Annotated in this window: 17 protein-coding genes and 1 tRNA gene; 4 read left to right on the forward strand and 14 right to left on the reverse strand. The window is 56.8% G+C overall.

Annotation, left to right across the window (positions count from 1 at the left end):
• Positions 1–355 precede the first annotated feature (355 nt).
• The 4 genes from NBV64_RS15245 to NBV64_RS15260 all read right to left on the reverse strand — a co-directional run bounded on the left by NBV64_RS15245 (position 356) and on the right by NBV64_RS15260 (position 3898).
• Positions 356–958 carry an N-carbamoylsarcosine amidohydrolase gene (locus NBV64_RS15245; RefSeq protein WP_205649066.1) on the reverse strand — a complete coding sequence of 201 codons (603 nt, stop codon included), beginning with the start codon at positions 956–958 and terminating at the stop codon, positions 356–358.
• A gap of 7 nt (positions 959–965) precedes the next feature.
• Complete coding sequence (locus tag NBV64_RS15250) at positions 966–2018, reverse strand: 2,5-dihydroxypyridine 5,6-dioxygenase NicX family protein (RefSeq protein WP_250756068.1); 1053 nt, start codon at positions 2016–2018, stop codon at positions 966–968.
• An 81-nt stretch (positions 2019–2099) separates the two neighbouring features.
• Positions 2100–2924 (reverse strand): alpha/beta fold hydrolase, encoded by an 825-nt coding sequence (locus NBV64_RS15255; RefSeq protein ID WP_250756069.1) that lies wholly within the window; start codon positions 2922–2924, stop codon positions 2100–2102.
• A 2-nt stretch (positions 2925–2926) separates the two neighbouring features.
• Complete coding sequence (locus NBV64_RS15260) at positions 2927–3898, reverse strand: amidohydrolase family protein (RefSeq protein ID WP_026485442.1); 972 nt, start codon at positions 3896–3898, stop codon at positions 2927–2929.
• Positions 3899–4188: 290 nt separating this feature from the next.
• Between NBV64_RS15260 and NBV64_RS15265 the strand changes: the two genes are divergently transcribed.
• The gene (locus tag NBV64_RS15265) at positions 4189–4749 is read left to right on the forward strand and encodes a MarR family winged helix-turn-helix transcriptional regulator (protein WP_009460842.1); all 561 of its coding nucleotides are present in this window, start codon (positions 4189–4191) and stop codon (positions 4747–4749) included.
• 15 nt (positions 4750–4764) lie between these two features.
• Here the strand turns inward: NBV64_RS15265 and NBV64_RS15270 are convergent, their stop codons facing one another.
• The 4 genes from NBV64_RS15270 to NBV64_RS15285 are packed head-to-tail and all read right to left on the reverse strand — an operon-like array spanning position 4765 to position 9707.
• Complete coding sequence (locus NBV64_RS15270) at positions 4765–5532, reverse strand: ABC transporter ATP-binding protein (protein WP_250756070.1); 768 nt, start codon at positions 5530–5532, stop codon at positions 4765–4767.
• The gene (locus NBV64_RS15275; protein WP_250756071.1) at positions 5529–6545 is read right to left on the reverse strand and encodes a FecCD family ABC transporter permease; all 1017 of its coding nucleotides are present in this window, start codon (positions 6543–6545) and stop codon (positions 5529–5531) included. The genes NBV64_RS15270 and NBV64_RS15275 overlap by 4 nt, the downstream gene beginning before the upstream one ends.
• Positions 6542–7621 (reverse strand): ABC transporter substrate-binding protein, encoded by a 1080-nt coding sequence (locus NBV64_RS15280; protein ID WP_250756072.1) that lies wholly within the window; start codon positions 7619–7621, stop codon positions 6542–6544. The genes NBV64_RS15275 and NBV64_RS15280 overlap by 4 nt, the downstream gene beginning before the upstream one ends.
• Before the next feature lie 40 nt (positions 7622–7661).
• The gene (locus tag NBV64_RS15285) at positions 7662–9707 is read right to left on the reverse strand and encodes a TonB-dependent receptor plug domain-containing protein (RefSeq protein ID WP_250756073.1); all 2046 of its coding nucleotides are present in this window, start codon (positions 9705–9707) and stop codon (positions 7662–7664) included.
• A 363-nt stretch (positions 9708–10070) separates the two neighbouring features.
• On the opposite strand from NBV64_RS15285, the gene NBV64_RS15290 reads away from it, so the two are divergent.
• On the forward strand, positions 10071–11384 hold the full coding sequence (locus NBV64_RS15290) for a short-chain fatty acid transporter (protein WP_009460835.1): 1314 nt from the start codon (positions 10071–10073) through the stop codon (positions 11382–11384).
• Positions 11385–11567: 183 nt separating this feature from the next.
• Here NBV64_RS15290 and NBV64_RS15295 read toward each other — a convergent pair.
• The 6 genes from NBV64_RS15295 to NBV64_RS15320 all read right to left on the reverse strand — a co-directional run bounded on the left by NBV64_RS15295 (position 11568) and on the right by NBV64_RS15320 (position 17983).
• A tRNA-Val gene (locus NBV64_RS15295) sits at positions 11568–11642 on the reverse strand.
• 94 nt (positions 11643–11736) lie between these two features.
• On the reverse strand, positions 11737–12462 hold the full coding sequence (gene dnaQ / locus NBV64_RS15300) for a DNA polymerase III subunit epsilon (RefSeq protein WP_250756074.1): 726 nt from the start codon (positions 12460–12462) through the stop codon (positions 11737–11739).
• A gap of 86 nt (positions 12463–12548) precedes the next feature.
• On the reverse strand, positions 12549–15626 hold the full coding sequence (locus NBV64_RS15305; RefSeq protein WP_009460831.1) for an efflux RND transporter permease subunit: 3078 nt from the start codon (positions 15624–15626) through the stop codon (positions 12549–12551).
• 9 nt (positions 15627–15635) lie between these two features.
• Positions 15636–16682, reverse strand: a complete 1047-nt coding sequence (locus tag NBV64_RS15310; RefSeq protein WP_009460829.1) for an efflux RND transporter periplasmic adaptor subunit — start codon at positions 16680–16682, stop codon at positions 15636–15638.
• Between the two features lie 99 nt (positions 16683–16781).
• On the reverse strand, positions 16782–17225 hold the full coding sequence (rnhA, locus tag NBV64_RS15315) for a ribonuclease HI (RefSeq protein ID WP_022983314.1): 444 nt from the start codon (positions 17223–17225) through the stop codon (positions 16782–16784).
• A complete protein-coding gene (locus NBV64_RS15320) occupies positions 17222–17983 on the reverse strand; it encodes a class I SAM-dependent methyltransferase (RefSeq protein WP_009460825.1) in 762 nt (253 codons plus the stop codon). The genes rnhA and NBV64_RS15320 overlap by 4 nt, the downstream gene beginning before the upstream one ends.
• Before the next feature lie 23 nt (positions 17984–18006).
• On the opposite strand from NBV64_RS15320, the gene gloB reads away from it, so the two are divergent.
• A complete protein-coding gene (gene gloB, locus NBV64_RS15325; RefSeq protein WP_031232534.1) occupies positions 18007–18816 on the forward strand; it encodes a hydroxyacylglutathione hydrolase in 810 nt (269 codons plus the stop codon).
• A gap of 10 nt (positions 18817–18826) precedes the next feature.
• Positions 18827–20236 carry a transglycosylase SLT domain-containing protein gene (locus NBV64_RS15330; protein ID WP_031232537.1) on the forward strand — a complete coding sequence of 470 codons (1410 nt, stop codon included), beginning with the start codon at positions 18827–18829 and terminating at the stop codon, positions 20234–20236.
• The last annotated feature ends 1 nt before the right edge of the window (position 20237 follow it).

A 20237-nucleotide genomic window follows, 5' to 3' on the forward strand; every position in this document is an offset into this window, starting at 1 on the left:
CCCACGCGCAGCGTGGGCAAGAGACCCGCCAAGACAAGCCGTACCCGGGCCCCACAAGAAAACTATCCGCCGCCCTCACGCAAAGCCCAAACGGCACGTCCAGAAGAAAGCCCTGACACCGTAATCCTTGCAAACCCACAACGCTGCCAAAAATAAAAAAGCCCCCGAGAGCCATACGGCTTCCAGGGGCACAGGTCCGATAGCCCGCCCCCAAGCGGCAGACCATCGATACTCAATTACAAGGCTATCAAAACAGACTTGTTAACGACGACTCATATCCATCAAGCACGGACGCCCATCCAGACCATGATGAAACACGTCGCTCTTTTCAAAAGCTCAAAAAAATTGAATAGCGTTAAAGACCGATCAACGTCATCGCCTCTTCACGTGTTGCCACGGTGGCGTACTTCTGACGCATATCGAACAAGTTAGCCTCGTGAGGGCCAATCGCACGGTCACCCACACAATCCGATACCACCAAGGGGCGGAAACCCAGTTGCATCGCATCGACCACGCTGGAACGCACGCAACCGCTGGTCACGGCGCCAGCAACCAGCAGTGTTTGCACACCACGTTGGGTCAACCAAGCGGCCAAAGGCGTACCGAAAAACGCCGAAGGCACGTTCTTGCGAACGATGAACTCACCGGGCGCAGGAGCCAGTTCCGGCACAATATGGCTGTTGTGGGCGTCTTCGGTCAGACCCAGCATGCCGGGCACTTTGATGCTGAAGATATTGTTATCAGCGCCATCATCGGCATACACAATGCGGGTGTGAGCCACCGGCCAGCCCTGTTCACGCGCCGTTGCCAGCAACTTCTGCGTGTTCTCGATAGCTTCGGGAATATTGCCGCCACCAAACACGGCAGGATCCGCAAAGCCATTCACCAGATCAATAATCAACAAGCCGTAAGGAGCTTTAGGCTCCAGCGTCGACCCAAAACCTTGTTGAGCGTACACCGCTCCTTCATTCGTACTCACCAACGCCTCCGTCCAGTACTTTGCCGTCACGCACGACAGCACGGCCATCCAGGCTGACCGTGCAATTGCGCAAAGGAATATCAATGTGGCAGGCCGTCGTGCGATTGCCGCCAGCCTCGTTGTTCGGGCCCAGGGAGAACAGGAAGTTACCCTCGAACGCACGGGCATCCATGCCAATGGTGTTTTCACGCGAGTACAGACCCAGTGTGGACCAATGGCAACGTGGTTGCAGACCCCAGCCGATATGCGAGATAGCGTAGCCCTCGGGGTCATTGAAGGACTTCATGTACTCGTCCAATAATTGCGCCTCAATGCCGCCTTCGATCTTCGTGGCATAACCATTCTCCACAGTCAGAATAATCTGCTCGGAGGAATACTTTTTCTGCGGCAGCAGGATGTCGCCCTTATCGATCACAATGATGCCGTTAGTGCCCAGCTCGTTCGGCCAGGTCAGCACGAAGCCACTAGGCCAGTGGTCCCAACGACCGGGCTCATCTACAAAACCGTATTCACGAATCGCGGGGAACTCACCCAGCGGGCAACGCAAGTTGGTGCCAGCAGGAGACGTAATGCTCATTTCCTTGGCGGCCTTGATCAAAGCGGCCGCCGCAGTCACGCGTGCACGATCCGCTTCCGTTGGCACCGTGCGAACCAGAATTTCTGGTGGCTCCACCGCCAGCAAGATCTTGGTACCCGACTTCAGAATGTCGATCTGCTCGGGCGAGAACAACAGGGTCATCAAGTCCAGCACCAGATCACTGGCCTTCAGGGCTGCAATCGCTGCTTCGTTACCCGTCAGCGGGGTCGTACCCAGGTAGGCCAGCGAGTCACGGCTCAAGGCTTTTTCCGAGTTGACCGGCAACAAGTCCAGGCGATTCACAATCGCACCCATGGACTGAGCAGCAATCTGCGCACACTGCATGGTTTGCGGATGCGTGGTCGAGCTGGTCAGCAAGGTCACGGTTTGACCGGCCTGCAGCTTGGACAGGCGTAGCACTTCTTGCCATGCCTCGATAAGTTGGTAATCACTAACTGCCATCTTGTCTCTCCTTGTGAAAGGTTCCGACACTGACGCGGAACCTTTGCATCACGACGGGCCGCCCATGCGGCCCTTTCAACATCACACCAAGCGCTGGCCCAGGAAGTCACCGAAAGCTTCGTAAAAGCCTGCTTCGTTATCCCAAGGAATCATGTGACCGGCATCAGGCACGCGAACGTGCTGAACGCCAGGGGCCAGCTGCTGAATCTCGGCCACATCCTCGTCACGCACCACGTCACCACGCTCGGCTGTCATTAGCAAGGCAGGCACGGTCAAATGCGGGAAGTCGACATGAATATCGTCGGTATGAAAGCCCTCAAAGCTGGCCAGAATCGCAGGCTCATGGCAGGTGTGCAGCCACTGAGCACGCAATTGCAATTGCTCTTCGGTCCAGGTCGGGCAGAAGGCACGCATATCGTCAGCCGTGCAACCCTTGCGAGCCATCGCCATGGAATCGACGTACCAGGGCAACTTGGAGGGATAAGCGCGACGACCTGGGCCGGACACTGGCGGATCAACCATCACCAGACGATTCAGGCCCTCGCTGTTCTTGTGAGCGGCACGCAAACCAATGCGGGCACCCATGGAGTGACCGACCACGATGTAGTCCTTCAGGCCCAGCGCTTGAGCCAAGGCGATCAAGTCATCCGCCTGTGCATCGAGGCTGTAATCCATGCCTTCAGCCGCTTCGCTCAAACCGCGACCACGCACGTCTTGAATGTAGGTATCAAAGTGCTTGCCGAATTGCTCGCCCACAAAACCCCAGGTCACCGCCGGGCTGGTAATGCCAGGAACGATGATGACGGCAGGACGCTGGTCACGCCCACCGACGGAACCACCAAAACGCAGGTAATGCTGACGAATGCCATTGGCGTGCACATGAGCGCCGTACAGAAATGTGCTCATGCTTAGCTCCGGTCCAGCTTGAACAGACGGGCCGCGTTGCCGTAGCAAACCAGCTCGCGTGTCTTGTCATCCATAGGCGCTGCCTCGATGAAATCAGCGGCAAGCTCGGTGGACTCGTAGGGGTAATCAACCGAGAACAGCACGGCTTCGGCACCCATTTCACCAATTGCGCCCATTAGCGTTGGGGCAGAACAGACACCCGAAGTAGTGATCAGGATGTTGCTGCCGATGTACTCGGAAGGCTTGCGCTTCAAGGTCACACCATGTGGGTACACGGCAAAGCGGCTGTCGTAGCGCCAGCGCTGGAACGGCAAGCCTTCACCCATATGACCCAAGATCAACTTCACATCCGGGCAGCGATCAAACACACCACCGAACAACATGCGCAGCGCGTGGGTGCCGGTTTCCACGCCCCAGCCCCAGGTTGCACCCATCAGCTCCGGGTGGCCCGTGTAAGCGTGCGGCATTTCATAAGCATCAAAGGGGTGCAGATAGAACGGCACATCCAGCTTCTGCACGGTTTCCCAGAAGGCATCATATTCGCGGCCATCGTAGTACACGCCATGCGTGTGACCGTTAACCAAAGCGCCTTTCAAGCCCAGATCCTGCACCGCACGCGTCAATTCCTGCGCGGCAGCAGCCGGGTCTTGCATGGGCAAAGTGGCAAAGCCGCCCAGACGATCGGGATGGCGTGCAATTTGCTGCGCCAGGAAATCATTGTTCTGACGTGAACGCTCGATAGCGACGGACACATCCTTTTCCACCTGTACCCCAGGGCCGGTCTGCGACAGCACAACGTACTCGATACCGGCACGATCCATCACCTCCAGACGCTGGGCGTCGAAGTCATGCAAACGAGCCATCAGTTCACGCGCGTCGGCACTGTCAATATGTTTGACAAAGGCCTTGGAATAATCCTCAAAGCCAACGGCGTTGAAGTGCTCCTCCAGTGCTATTTTTTTAATACGTTTCACCGTAAATTTTCCCTAAATTATTGATTTACATAAGGTCAATCGTTTGACCCCCCAACAATATCTATCAGTATGCTGATTATTATTGTTTTCAGCAAGTCGGGAAATCACATATACTTTGGGGCGTGGACAGCGCCTGTAGAAATGACTGCAAATCAGAAATCAGGGCTTTTGTTCACGTTAGCGTAGCCCTGCTTTCCTTGTAGACGCCGACCTTGCAGCCGTACCCTTTGCAGGTCGTCCCGCTTTCAGTGTGCTGCCTTGTTGGCAACGGGCTGAAGGCCACTCAATCGATGACTGACTTATCCATGAAGAATCACGCCGAGCTAAAGCAAGAAGAACGACTGGAAGCCGACGAGGCCGAAATCCTGGGTCCAGTGGAAGAAGAAAATGCCGAGCTGTATCGACGCAAACTGTGGTCCCGGCCTGGTTTTCTGGTCCGCCGTCTTAACCAGATTCACTACGCCATGTTTTACGAGGAGTGCAAAAGTGACCTCACCCCTGTCCAGCACGGTGTCCTGTCCGTGTTGATGGGTTCACCCTGGCTGGATCAAACCACGATCGGCTACGAGCTGGGGCTGGATCGCACCACCTCGGCCGATGTCATCCGCAGGCTGGAGGAAAAAGGTTTGCTGGGACGCCGTATCAACCCCGAAGACCGCCGCTCTCGCCAGACCTACATCACCGAAGCAGGATTGGCGGCGATGAAGGAAATCAGTGCTGGCATGAACCGCGCCCAGGAACGACTGCTGGACCCACTGACCGCCAAGCAGCGCCAGACCTTTATGACCATGCTGACGCGTGTAGTGGAGCACAACAACCAATATGGTCGTGCTGCCTTGAAAAACATGTGAGAAGCTCGGGGGGCCTCAGGCCCCTCGCGCATACCAATCAGGTAGTTCAAAGGCATGCGCTGGCAGTTGGTACAGCTGGCGCAAACTGGCCTGACTAAGCATGTCGCGGGGCTGTCCCTGCGCCAATATGCCCCCATCCCGGTACAAGATCACCCAGTCCGCCACGCGGGCCGCATGTTCGGGTTGATGCGTACACAAAAGCACACCCAGACCTTCCTGACGCAAGTGCGAGACTTGATCCAGCACCCGTAATTGATTCGCGAAGTCCAGGCTGGAGGCGGGTTCGTCCATGATCAAGAACTGTGAACGCTGCACCAAGGCACGTGCAATCACACACAGCTGACGCTCTCCACCGCTGATCTGATCAATACGTTTTTGAGCCAGCTGCCCTATGCCCAACCGCTCCAGGCAAACGCCTACCCATTGCCGGTCGGCGGCCCGAGGTTGGGTGTACCAGGCCAGCTCACTGGCGCAACCCAGCAAGACCCATTGCTCTACCGTAAAGGCAAAGGCCGACTCCTGCGCTTGCGGTACATAAGCCAGTTGTCTGGCCAGGGCACGCGCACTCCATTGCTCCAGGGGCTTGCCCTGCACCTTCACCTGCCCTTTTAAAGGCGGCTGCAGGCCCAGCAAGGTGCGCAGCAAGGTGGACTTACCGCTGCCATTGGGCCCGAGCAAACAAACGACCTGCCCGGTTTGTACGCGCAGATTCACATTACTGGCGACTTGCTTGCGCCCGTAGCCTACAGCCAGATCAATCGCTTCCAAGCCTTGCCCGCTCATCGCTGCCTCGCACCACGAGCCAGCAACAGCAAGAAGCCGGGAGCACCCACCAAGGCCGTCAGCACACCCAAGGGCAATTCCAGCGTGCCTATGCTTCGTGCCAAGGTATCGGTTAACAAGAGGAAGGCGGCGCCCACCAACAAGCAAACGGGCAATAGACGGGAGAAGTCCGGGCCAACCAATAAACGGGCCGCGTGCGGGATCAGCAAACCGACCCAACCTATAATTCCTGCCAGAGCCACGCACACCGCCGTCATCAAGGTCGCGCAAACGATCAGCAGACAACGCAAGGCAGAGACGGGCATGCCCAAGGAGCGGGCCTCCTCATCTTGCAGCGCCAGGACATTGATACGCCAACGCAAAAGCCAGACAGGGACGATGCACGCCAATACCATCAGCGCAGCCGGCCAGACTTCGTAGGAACGTACGGCGCTCAAACCTCCCAATAACCAGAAGGTCATGGAGGGCAATTGAGAGTAGGGGTCGGCCAGGATCTTGATCAGCGACAGGGCGGCACCCAGCAAGGTGCCCACCGCCATCCCGGCCAGGACCAATATCAGAACAGGTGGATGATGGCGTAGCATGCGCGCTAGGCTCAAGACAATGCCCACCGCCAGAAGGCCGCCAACAAAGGCCGCCATCTGCACGCCGAACAAGGAGAAATTCAAATAAATGGCCAGAATCGCCCCCAGACCTGCACCCGAGGACACACCCAGGATATCGGGTGAAACCAGTGGATTGCGAAACATGGTTTGATACGCCGCGCCTGCGGTCGAGAGCGCCGCCCCCACCAGCAAAGCCGCTGCAATACGTGGCAGACGCAGATCCCAGACCACGCGTACGGCCTGACTCTGCCCCGCTTCTGGATCGCTACCAAAACCGGCGACCAGGGCGCGCAGCACTTCTGTTCCGGACAAGGGATACGCCCCCTGCCCCAGGGCAAACACCACCAATACGGCCAGAACCAGCCCCAGCAAAAGCAGCAATAGCCCGTAGGACAAACCTGACTTCATGCGCCTTGCTGCGAACCCAGCGGGTCCAGCCCTTGTACCAATCGCTTGACCTGCTCGTCGCTCAAGGACATGCCGTAAAAAGCCGAGTAAAACTCCTGCAACTCTGAATACATGCGTGGCATGGCAGCACTGCCTTCCAGCAAGGCATTAAGCCAGATCACCCCGGCCAGACGATTGACTCCCGGCGGGCCATCCAGCCAGCCAAAGGGCAAGGCGGGTACGCGGTACAAGCGTCCTTCCTTCACTGCATTGAGCTGATTCCAGGGAGCCTGAGTACGGGCCAGCTCAAAGAAAGCATCATCCTGAGCAAACAGCATGTCCGGGTCCCAGGCCAATAATTGTTCGTAGGAAATACGGCCCAGGCGATTATCGGTTTTCTCGTCACCCATTACCGTCAAACCGCAAAGCCGCAGCACCTCGGTATGAATGGATTGACCCATGCCGGTTTCCAGACCATCGTTACCGCGTGCCAAATAGGCTTTCAAGCCTTTGGCGCGGGGGTTGGCGGCCTGATGTGCGGTATCCAGAATCGCTTGTGCACGCAAGGCCAGTTGCTGGCCGCGCTCGGCCTGCCCCAGGATATGACCTGCCTGACGCAACTGCGCCGGGCTGTCGTTCAGGCGACCATCCAGCAAGACATAAGGCACGCCCGTCTGCTCTTGCACGGATTTGGCGGCAGACTCGTAATAGGGATTCACATCGCCTATATCCACCACCATATCGGGCTTCAAGGCCAGCAGGCTTTCCAGGGACAAGGTACTGCCCCGACCGGCCAGACGGCCAAGATACGGCAAGGAAAAACCAGCGGCCTCCATCATGCTGCGTGCAGCAGGAGCCAGCTGAAAAGGCCAACCTAAGAGCGCGTGGGGTGCCAGGCAATACACCAGCACAGAAGCGGGCGGACCGGCTGCCACTACCCGCCCCACTTGAGCCGGATCAGGCAGCTTGCCCGCCACACTGATATGCAAGCTGATAGAGCGGCTGGTCCCGGCCTGTTCGGACCGGGCCAGCAAACGGGCATGAGGCGCCAACATAGTCAGTGCCACCCAGGCACGCAATACATCACGACGCTTCATTTATGCCTCTCCCCCTTTAACTGCAAATCACAAAACGGCTTTAGAAACGATAGCTTCCGCCCACAAACCAGACACGTCCGGGCATGGGGTAGCCTTCTTTGTATTGGTACAGCTTGTCGCCCAGATTACGCACACCGGCTTCCAGTGTGATGTCCGAATTCGGACGCCAGATACCTTTCAAGCTCAACAAGGCAAAGCCCGGTGTTTTTTCGTAGATCTGATCACCCTTGCTATTGGCGTAGGAGTAGTAGCGGCCGCTTTCGGTTTCCACCGAACCCATCACTTCCCACTGCGCAGTGGGCTTCCAGCTCAGGTGAGCAAACAGGCGGTGATTGGGTGTATCCACCAGTTTGACGTCCGGGTCAGACTGGTTGCGACGATTCAAATATGTGTACGCCAGGCCTGCCGACCAAGGAGCAGACAACTCCTGCTGCAAAGACAGCTCCAGACCCATTTGACGAGCCTTGCCGACGTTGGTGGCCTGATCACAAAAACCCACTGGACGGTACTTGTCACAACCGGGAGCCTGAATAACCGTGCTTTGAATCATGTCACGCACCTGGCTCAAGAACAGCGCCGATTCCAGCTGTGCACCTTCCCATGGCTGACCGCGCAAGCCCAGTTCATAGTGAATGGCGTGCTCGGGTTTCAGATCCGGATTAGGTTGGGCGTAGCCCATGCGGCTGGAGTAGCGATCTTTAATCGTGGGGAAACGAGTCTTGTAAGCCACGCTACCGTAGACCTGCATGGCATCGCTCCAGTCGTAACCCAGCTCCAGCAAACCGTTGGTGGCATCGGTATCGCCGGTTTCAAAGTTGTGCGCTTCTTTGGCTTTGCGACGTTCGTGGCTGGCACCCACGCGCAACTGCCACAGCTCACCCACAGCAATACGGTCTTCAAACGCCAGAGACGTGGTCACGTCCTTGTAGTGCTCAGTGCCCGATGGCTTGGGATCACGGTGCTGATCTTCCTTGTAGTGCAAGGCAAAATGCAGCTCGTGATTGTCCAGGCTGGTGTTGACCCATTCCAGGGCAGCGCCACGGGTAAGGTCCGTGTACTCGCTGGTCGGGCCAGTCAGGGTCGCGTATTGATCATTGCTATACATATCCAGACCGTTCTTGTACTTGTCTTCGTACACGCGGGTCTTGATCGTGTTGCTCTCGCCAATCTGTGTGGAGCTCAGGAAGTACAGGCTTTCCTTGTCCCAGTATGGCCAGCGCCAGTAGCGTTGACCCAGCTTGGCATCGTTCACGCCGGTGTAGACCGGATTGTCTTTCTGACCTTTCTGGTTCACGTAGCCAATAACGTATTCATCCGTCGCATTGGGAGTGATACCCAGTTTGAAGGACGCTTTCTTGTCCATTTGAGAAGCATTGCTGCGCATGCCACCCGTGTCGGTAGGACGTGCTTTTTGATCTTCAAACCCACGACCCAAGGGGAAGCTGCGTTCGCCTGACCAGGACAAGCCTGCCTGCATGTACCAGGAACCCTGATTGGTGCCCACGTTCAAGGCACTGTAGCGTTGATCGCCCGTAGCGTAACCGGCGCGGAACTCGCCTTCAAACTCTTTGACGGGTTTACGGGTCACCAGGTTGATGGCACCGCCCATGATATTGGGGCCATACAGTAAGGAAGCTGCTCCCTTGGCCACGCGAATTTCGCTCAGGTCCATGGTGGTGAAACGGGTAAAGTCCACATAGCCGTCGTACGGCACGTACTGTGGAATACCGTCAAGAAACAAGGGCACCTGACGCGAATCGAAGCCACGCACATAGACCATCTGTTCGTTACGAGCACCGCCCGCCGAAACGGTCACGCCGGGTTGCACACTAACGGCGGCACCCACATCGCGCAAATCAAAAGCCTGCATTTCTTTCTGGCTGACTGCGCTCTCCCCCAAAGGAGCCTCGCGATCCAGGCTGGACTGAACAACCACTTTGCCCAGCTGAAACACACGGTCATTGTTTTCCTGAGCCTGAGCCTGGCTAACTGCCAAGGCCCCCATCATGCTCAAGACCAATGCGCGCGGCACAAAACAGACGGACTGATGACGCGCTGCTGTGGCGCGTTTGGACTGATGTCTCATTCCCCTTCCCTATTCGATCTTTCTAATTGATTTATGAACTGACGCCACACAAAGATGCGGCACAAAAAAAAACGGACCCCAAGGGGCCCGTAAATAGAACCCATCATCGAGCGATGAGTGATGGTTCTTTCGAAAACACCGCTATATAGTAAAGCATATAGCGAAGAACAACAACTAGCCAGAAACTTTAAGGTTCAGGTTTTCCCGTCTTCCCAATTTGCGGCTTCTCGCCAACAATACGGCTGTACTGAGCATTCCTATCAAAATGCTGCCAGCAAAGTGCCTGCACAAACAGGCACCCAAACGATCCCAAGACATCAGGACCCGCGCAAATACTGGCGCAAATCCACAGGAGCACAATTTATGTTTAAAGCCATGACGCGCGGTTCGGTCCGCCTGGTTGAACGCTATCTACCCGATCCGTATATTTTCGTCATCCTGCTCACACTGATTGCCGGTATTGCGGCAATGGCGTTTGAGCAACGCTCTCCCATGGAGATCATCCAATATTGGGGTAACGGCTTTTGGGGTCTACTGACCTTTGCCATGCAAATGTTGCTGGTCTTGCTGACCGGTCACATGCTGGCCAGCACGCCACTGGTAAAAAGCTGGTTGCGTGGCCTGGCCTCGCTGGCCCGTTCGGCTGGATCCGCCATCATTCTGGTGACCCTGGTGTCGCTGGCGGCCAGCTGGATCAACTGGGGTTTCGGCCTGGTGGTCGGTGCCCTGTTCGCCAAAGAACTGGCTCGTCAGGTCCGCGTGGACTACCGCTTGCTGGTTGCCAGTGCCTACTCGGGCTTTCTGGTCTGGCACGGTGGCCTGGCCGGTTCTGTACCACTGACCATTGCCACCTCGGGCCACTTCTCTGAAGACAAGATCGGCATCATCAGCACATCTGACACCATCTTCGCCTTCTTTAACCTGGCCATTGTGATCGCCCTGTTCATTCTGGTGCCGCTGATCAACCGCTTGATGCTGCCCAGCGACAAGGAAAGCATTTACGTCGACCCCAAGCTGCTGGAAGACACGCCAAACGACGTCAACCAGACCACCGATCGCCCAGCAGACCGTCTGGAAAACAGCCGTCTGATCTCCATCGTGATTGGTGTCGCTGGCCTGGCCTACCTGTTTGACTACTACGTGCTGCGTGGTGCAACCCTGAACCTGAACGTGATCAACTTCACCTTCCTGATTCTGGCCATCTTGCTGCACGGGACTCCACGTCGTCTGCTGAAAAGCCTGGATGAAGCCATTCGCGGCGGTGCCGGGATTGTGATTCAGTTCCCCTTCTACGCAGGCATCATGGCCATCATGATCGACTCCGGTCTGGCTGCCAGCCTGTCCGAGTGGTTGGTGTCCTTTGCCACTGCTACCACCCTGCCCTTCTGGACCTTCATGAGCGCCGGTCTGGTCAATATCTTTGTGCCCTCGGGCGGTGGCCAGTGGGCGGTACAAAGCCCGGTCGTGATTGCTGCCACACAGGCTCTGGATGCTGACATGGCGCGCACCGCCATGGCCGTTGCCTGGGGCGACTCCTGGACCAATATGCTCCAGCCTTTCTGGGCCTTGCCGGTATTGGCGATTGCCGGTCTGAAAGCCAAGGACATCATGGGCTTTTGCCTGATTCAGCTGATTGTCTCGGGTATTGTTATCTCGATTGGTTTGACCTGGTTGTAAGACAGGCCGGGATGCCTTCATCAGGCACCGTATCCTGACTGGCAATAAAAAACGCCCCGTGAATATCCATGGGGCGTTTTGCATTGAGCAGGCAGCAATTAGCCCAAGCATAAGCAGGACGCAAACAAGCCGCCACAAAAAAGGGCAATGACACTATGAGGGGGAATTAAATGAAGGTAGAGATGGTGGGCGGTACAAGGTTCGAACTTGTGACTTCCACCGTGTGAAGGTGGCACTCTACCACTGAGTTAACCGCCCGGAGCTTTAAAGAACTACAAAAGCTGCGAAGAAAAAAACTATAGCATGGCCCTGATTGATTTACAAGTTCAGGGCCAGCTCTTTTCTTAAATAATTACTCCGTTGCCGGGTTGAGCATCTCACGCCACATGGGCGGCTTCTTGTTCTGCTTTTCCAGCACGTCCATGTATTTCTCATGCTCGGCCTGATCGGCTTCGGACGCACGCAGCACTTTCAGCACGCTGGCGTCAAACTTGCCCAGGCTCAGATTGCTGCCATCCCCACCTTGCCCATCAGACTCGTCAAAGTCCATCAGCAAGGCGTCCTGGCCACGGGTCATGGCCAGCCAGACATCAGCCAGCAACTCCGAGTCCAGCAAAGCGCCGTGCAAGGTACGGTGGGAGTTGGAAATGCCGTAGCGTTCGCATAGGGCATCCAGGGAGTTCCGTTTGCCGGGGTGCATTTCCCGCGCCACCAACAAGGAGTCGGTGATGCTGTCGCAGTACTGGGAGAACGGGCCTTTACCTACCTTTTGCAGCTCGGCATCCAGAAAGCGTGTATCAAAAGAGGCGTTATGAATAATGACTTCCGCACCCCGCACAAAATCCAGCACCTGATCCACCACATCCTTGAAACGTGGGTGGCCGGACAGAAACTCCGTGGTCAAGCCGTGAATTGCCAAAGCTTCAGGATCAGAGTCCCGGTCCGGGTTTAGATACAAGTGCAGATGGCGGCCCGTCAATTTACGATTGAACAGCTCTACCCCACCCACTTCAACAATGCGGTGCCCTTCACGAGGCTCCAGACCGGTGGTTTCAGTATCCAGAATAATTTGACGCATTCACTTTCCCTACAAATTCAATCACAGTAATGGCACTCGACAAGGAGGCTATACAAACAGCTTCCCCGCAGACCAGCACCACAGGTTCAGACAGAGGCCTCGGGCTTATCAATCAATTCCAGTTGCTTGTCCTGCCCTTCTTTCTTGCCCGCAATCAGCGTATAGGCCACCGGCACCACAAACAAGGTCAACAAGGTTCCCAGGGACAAGCCGCCCACCAGCACCCAACCAATCTGCTGACGGGATTCGGCACCCGCCCCGGAGGCATAGGCCAGCGGCAAGACCCCCAGCACCATGGCGCCGGTTGTCATCAAGATGGGGCGCAGGCGCATCTCGCAAGCGCGCACCACGGCATTGTACAAACTGGCCCCCGCTTCGCGTTGTTGAGTGGCAAATTCCACAATCAAGATACCGTGCTTGGTAATGAGCCCCACCAGGGTAATCAAACCGATCTGACTGTAAATGGACAAGGTCCCGCCCGACAGCCATAGGGCCAGCAAGGCCCCTGTCATGGACAAGGGCACGGACAGCATGATGATGAGCGGGTTGCGCCAGCTTTCAAACTGCGCGGCCAGCACCAGATAAATAAAGGCCAGTGCCATCAGGAAGACCAGATAGATACTGCCCGAGGAATCCCGGAACTCGCGCGACTGGCCATCCAGGTCTGTCTGCACCGTTTCCGGCAAAGTCTTGCGAGCCACCTCATTCATGTGTTCGAGCACCTCACCCAAGGCATAGCCGGGGGCCACCGATGCTTCCACAATGACCGCTCGCAAGCGGTTGAAGTGGTTCAGCGATTGCGGCGATACGCTCTCGCGCACATTCAGGAAGTTGGAGGCCTGCACCATGCCACCATCTTTAGTGCGCACGTAAATATCCAGAATGTTTTGCGGGCTGGAACGAGCCTGCTTGTCCACCTGCACAATCACGTCGTACTGCTCGCCATCACTCTTGTAGCGCGTGACCTGACGCCCACCCAGCATGGATTCCAGAGTGCGGCCTACCGCTTCCACCGATACGCCGGTATCGGCCAGCTTGTCGCGGTCCACATCAATACGGATTTCCGGCGTGTTCAAGCGCAAGTCCGTGTCCACGTTCAACAGCCCTGGATAGTCTCGCAGCTCAGCCAGAAAACCGTCCACGATCTTGGCCAGCTCCGGATACGGTGCCTGGCTCATGATCACAAACTCCACCGGCTTGGACGTAGCCCGCTGTCCCAACGACGGCGGGTTAGTGGGGAAAGCACGCGCACCGGGAATGGCGGAGAAATGCGGTTGCAGTTCACGTGCAATGGATTGCTGGTTACGTGTACGCTCCTCCCACGGCTTCAAGCGCAAAATTGCAAAGGAATCGGTGACGGTAGGGAAACCAATAATGGACTGATACCCCTCTGTCTCCGGTATGCCGCGATATAGCTCTTCCACCCGCTCCACATTGCGCAAGGTGTAATCCAGCGTAGCGCCTTCGGGCGAATTCACAATCCCGAAAATCACACCTCGGTCTTCAATCGGAGCCAGTTCGCTTTTGATGACCGTAAACAGCAGCCCACTGGTCGCGGCAACGGCCACACCAATGAACAGGACCAGAAAACGCCAGCGCAAGGCGCGAATCAGGATACGGCGGTAGCCTCGAGTCAGCCAGACCAGGAAGTTTTCGATACCCTGACTGACGCGGCCCACTTTCGCACCATGTGGACGCAGCATGCGCGAGCACATCATGGGCGTCAGGGTCAGGGCCACGAAACCGGATACCAGCACGGCAGCCGCCAAGGTCAGGGCAAACTCAATGAATAATCGCCCGGTACGGCCTGTGGCAAAAGCCAGTGGGGCATACACCGCCACCAGGGTTAGCGTCATGGCAATCACGGCAAAGGCAATTTCACGCACACCCAAAAAGGCAGCCTGCATGGCCGTCTTGCCCTCTTCGATATGGCGGTACACGTTCTCCAGCACCACAATCGCATCGTCCACCACCAGGCCAATCGCCAGCACCATGGCCAGCAAGGTCAGCGTGTTGATGGAAAAGCCCAGCATGTACATGATGGCGAAGGCCCCGATCAGGGAGATCGGAATCGTCACAATGGGAATCACACTGGCGCGGAAACTGCGCAGGAAAAACACAATCACCAGCACCACCAGCAAGATGGCCTCGGCAATGGTGGTGTACACCGAATCAATGGATTTCTGAATGAAGATGGAGCTGTCGTAAGACACGGACAACTTCATATTGCCCGGCAGGCTTTCGTTGATGCGCTCCACTTCTGCCCGCACGGATTTGGACAGATCCAGCGGGTTGGCGGTGGACTGTTTGGTCACGCCAATGTTCAAACTGTTTTGCCCATTGAATCGGGCCAGTACCCGCTCTTCGGCAGGCCCGATACGCACGTCGGCAATGTCGGAAATGCGCACCGGATAACCAGCTGCCTGACTGATGATGATGTTGCGAAATTCCTCGGGCGTTTCCAGGTCGGTGGAGGAAACCACGGAAAACTCGCGGGCATCGGACTCGATACGGCCCGCCGGAATCAGCACGTTTTGTTTACGCAGAGCATCTTCCACATCCTGCACGGTCAGCTGGTAGGCTCCCAGGCGGGTGCGATCCAGGTCGATACGCATGGCGGGCAAGCGCTCGCCAAACACGCGCACTTCAGCGGCACCAGGCAAGACGGACAGGCGCGTTTTAATGTAGCGGTTGATGTAGTCCGAGGCCTCCAGCATGCTGTAGTCGCCGGTATCCACACCTACATAAATAATCGGGGTGGAGTCTGCTTCCACCTTATTGATGATGGGCTCGTCCACCTCATCGGGCAGGAAACGTCGGGCACGCGACACCTTGTCGCGCACATCGGCGGCAGCGGCATCGGGGGCCCGGTCCAAATTGAATTTAATGTTGATCAGGCTGCGCTCGGAACGGCTGCGTGAAGTCATCACGTTCACGCCCTCGATCCCGGACAACTGATCTTCAAGAGGCTTGGTCACCTGGGACTCGATCACCTCCGGTGAGGCCCCTTTATAATTGGTGATGACGGAGACTACCGGCTCGTCAATAGCGGGGTATTCGCGTACGGTCAGGCGTTCATAGGAAATAAAACCGACCAGCACAATCACCAAAGACAGAACCGTGGCAAATACCGGGCGACGGATACATAAGTCAGAAAGAACCATGATTCCGTCCTATTGCTGCGGCTGTGTTTGGACGTCGATCACTTCCTGAATATCGACCGGCACTCCATCACGAACCTTTTGCAGCCCAGCCACCAGCACATTGTCGCCCGCTTTCAGATCGCCTGTGACTTGTACCCAGCCCTGCTCGCGTACACCAACCTGCACCTGACGGCGCTCTGCCCGGCCGTCTTTCACAATATAGATGTACTGATCCTGCCCCGAAGGAGCCAAGGCGGTTTCAGGCACCATCAAGGCCTGATAACGCGATAGCTCAAGGCGTACACGGCTGAACAAACCGGGGCGCAGAGCGCCATCTTCATTCGGTACCTGGGCCCGCAGCAAAATGGAACGGCCAGCCGTATCCACCGCCGGGCTGACAGCCAGCACCGAGCCATGGCGGGTTTCGCCCAGGAAGGCATCAAAGCGCAGTTCGACCGGCATGCCGGCCTTCACATCGGCCAGATATTGTTCAGGGATACGGAAGTCCACGTTCAAGGTCGAAACCGCTTCCAGCTGCACCAGGTCCGTGCCCGGCCCAACATAATCACCCACCGAGACATTACGCAAGCCGGTCACACCATCAAAGGGGGCACGGATACGGGTCTTGTCCAGCTGCACACGCGCCAATTGCACTTCGGCTTGCTGAACAGCCAAACGGCTACCGGACTCGTCTTTGGCCTGCTGGCTGATAAAGCCCTGGCGGCTCAATTCCGAAGAACGCTTGTGCTGACTATTGGCCAGATTCAAATTTGCCTGTGCCTGGTTCAATTGCGCCTGCGCCATGGCCGGGTCCAATTGAATCAGGAGCTGGCCTTTTTTGACGGGCTGACCTTCTTCAAAGCTGATCGCTGAAATACGGCCACTGATCTCGGGCCGCAGCACGACGGACTCTCTGGCCACCAGGGTTCCCACCGCCGCCACATCACGAATCAACTCACTTTGCCGCACGGGCAGCACTTCCACCCGCGTGGCATCAGACTGCGCCCAACTGGGGCTGCTACTGGCAAACAGTACAAGAAACAGAGAAAAAATCGTGGGACGCAGCGTGGAAATCATGGGCGGCTTATCCTGACCGGCCAGGCCGGTGAAGCTGTCTGACAAAATATGACGGGTGGCTAATAGTACTATCAGCGGGCTACAACTCTGCCCAAGATCTTATAACTGCCTGGCGATTTCCACCCCTTCATTGGCCAGTTGATCCGCACGCTCGTTACCGGGATCACCCGCATGGCCACGCACCCATAACCAGGTCAGTTCATGTTTTGCGGCCTGCTGCTCCAACTCCTGCCACAGGTCGGCATTCTTGACGGGCTTTTTATCGGCAGTACGCCAGCCGCGGGCTTTCCAGCCGGGCAACCATTCGTTCATGCCTTTCTGTACGTACTGCGAATCGGTGTGTACCCGCACCTGGCAAGGGCGTTTCAAGGCTTTGAGTGCCTCGATCACGGCCATCAGTTCCATGCGGTTATTGGTAGTATTGGCCTCGCCACCGCAAATGGCTTTTTCACGTCCGCCATGACGCAACAAGGCGCCCCAGCCCCCCAAACCGGGGTTGCCCTTGCAGGCACCATCGGTCCAAATATCGACAACATCAGTCATGTCTTGCTAATTCCTTCATCGGCAGCGCGTCCAGCAACCACCATAGGCCGACGCACACGCCGACGGTTTTTCTTCCACTTGGGCCCGACCATACGCAAGGCCGGCGTGCGTTTGACCGCACTAATCATGTAGACGGCCCCCGCAAAGCTCCACCAGCGCGCACCGCTTTGCTCCATCCAGGACCAGCGGTCCAGCCAGGACTGCTGACGGCACAACGGTGCATAACAGCCCATCTGCGTACTTTGCACATCAAAGGACAAAAGCTTTAACCAGTCGCGCAAGCGCGAGGGTGACATCACATCTCCCGGCAAGGTAGGCGTGCCCCGCTCCAGACCCGGAATCCAGTCGTGGGCACCCCACAAACTCAAGGGGTTGAAACCCGTCAGGAGAATGCGCCCTTCTGGCACCAGAACGCGCTCGGCCTCTCGCAACACCTGGTGCGGGTCGCGGGCGCTTTCCAATGTATGGGGCAGGATTAAAAGATCAATGCTTTGCGTATCAAAAGGCAGATGCTCGGGTTCGGCATAAACCAGGTTCTTCTGCTGGGCGGGCAGGACGCCGGCCTGAGCCGTACATACCTTGCAGGAGATGCGACTATGCGCCAGGAGGTCCCAATGCGGCAATCCAATTTGTATGGCATGATACCCGAAGGTGTTGACCACCTCCGCATCGATTCCGGCTTGTTCCCAAGCCCGCACATATCGCCCCGGTACGGTTTCCAACCACTGGGCAAATTGATCATTCAAAGTCTGCTCCACTGGCGCTCTCTCCCTCTACCATGATGAATGCATTTACCTGGCCTGTGCCAAGCGATGTTCGCCTGATTCCACTACCAGCCCTGAACGACAACTATATATGGGCTTTAAGTCGAAACGGTCATGCCCTGGTTGTGGACCCCGGCCAGGCCGCCCCGGTTCTGGATTGGCTGGAACGCGAGTCCTTACAACTGGATGCCATTTTACTGACACACCACCACGGAGACCACGTTGGAGGTGTCATGGATATCCTGGCCAGGCACCCGGCTCGCGTCTGGGGCCCCGCCAACGAGCGTCTGCCTGCCTGTGACGTGCCTGTCGGCCAGTCCGATAAGGTCGAGTTACCTACTCTGGAACTGACGCTGGACGTGCTGGACATCCCCGGCCATACCGCCGGACACGTTGCGTACTTTGGTCAAAATGAGGTAAAACAGCCCTTTGTTTTCTGTGGTGATACCTTGTTTGCTGCTGGTTGCGGACGCCTGTTTGAAGGCACCCCGGCACAAATGACGGATTCCCTGGGCAAGTTGGCAAAACTGCCATCGGACACCCTGATCTGCTGTGCGCACGAATACACTTTATCCAATTTACGCTGGGCTCTACAGGTAGAGCCGGACAATCCCCAGCTGCATGAACGTTGGGAACAGGATAATCTCAAGCGTCAGCAAAACTTGCCTACGGTGCCCTCCACCTTGAAAACAGAATTGGCTACCAATCCATTTCTGCGTTGCGAGACGACTGCTGTTATCAAGGCTGCCGAGCACCATGCTGCCCAGTCCCTTAATAATCCTGTCGAGGTATTTGCCAGCCTGCGCGACTGGAAAAACAATTTCTGAAGATTCCGCAATGAACCTAATGAGACTTTTTGCGCTGCTATGCGCTTTCGTGCTGGCAGGCTGCGCCACAGGCCCCAAGGTCAGCCCTCAAAAAGCCGCCAAGACCTCCACCAGCATTGCCGCCGATACGTCTCGCACCATTGATCTGACCCACCCACCCAAAGACGCGTGGGACCGGATGCGCCGGGGTTTCTCCATCCCCAACCTGCATACCGATCTGGTTGATTACTGGACCAACTACTACGCTTCGCACCCCGAATCCATCCGTACCATGAGCCAGCGCGCCTCGCGCTATCTGTACCACATCATGGACGAGCTCGATGCCCGTGGCCTGCCTTCCGAACTGGCCTTGCTGCCTTTTGTGGAAAGTGCCTATAACCCCGTCGCCTATTCGCGCTCCCATGCGTCCGGTCTGTGGCAGTTCATCCCCAGCACCGGCACACAATACAAGCTGGAGCAGAACTGGTGGGTAGACCAGCGCCGTGACCCGGTCGAGTCCACTCGCGCTGCTTTGGACTACTTGTCTTACTTGTACGAGTTCCAGGGCGACTGGTATTTGGCCCTGGCCTCCTACAACTGGGGTGAAGGTTCGGTACGCCGCGCCATGGAGCGTAATGAACAGGCCAACCTGGATGTTGACTACTTATCGCTGAAGATGCCGGACGAAACACGTAATTACGTCCCCAAACTGCAAGCGATCAAAAACATTGTGGCTAACCCGGAGCGTTATGGCATTACCCTGCCCCCAATCAGCAACACACCGTATTTCACGGCCGTGCGCAAGAACAAGGACATTGACGTAGCCCTTGCTGCTGAGCTGGCTGAAATCTCCGTGGACGAGTTCAAGGCCTTGAACGCTGCCCACAATCGCCCCACGATCCCTGCCGATCGCGGCACCTTGCTGCTGCCCGCCAACAAGGTGGATATTTTCAATGCCAATCTGGCGGCCTATCAAGGCAAGCTCAGCAACTGGAAGGCCTACCAATCCAAGCGCGGCGAAAGCTATCTGTCCATTGCCCAGCGTCACGGCATTACCTTGTCGCAGCTGCGCTCCATCAACGGTTTGGGTAGCAAGAGCACCAAGGCCGTGGCCCAGACACTATTGGTGCCCAGCACCACCTTGGGTGAAGGCAGCCTGCAACTGGCTTCTCTGACCAATACACCTGCCGCCCCGGTAGCGCAAAGCACACGCCGTGCTCGTACGCAAACGGCCAGCGTCAACCGCAAGAATGACACTGTTGTTTTGCGTCGCGGCGCCAATGTGCGCACCCATACGGTTCGACAGGGCGATACACTTTACGCCTTGGCCAAACGGTACGACACTTCGGTGGCAGAACTGCGACGCCTGAACAATATCAAAGGCAGCTCTCTTTCCAGGGGGACACGTTTGCGTGTTCCCGGTTCCAATATTCGTGGCTAAG

Origin of the sequence: Alcaligenes sp. DN25 (genome assembly GCF_023674485.1) — a bacterium.
In the GTDB taxonomy this organism is placed as follows: Bacteria; Pseudomonadota; Gammaproteobacteria; order Burkholderiales; family Burkholderiaceae_B; genus Alcaligenes; species Alcaligenes phenolicus.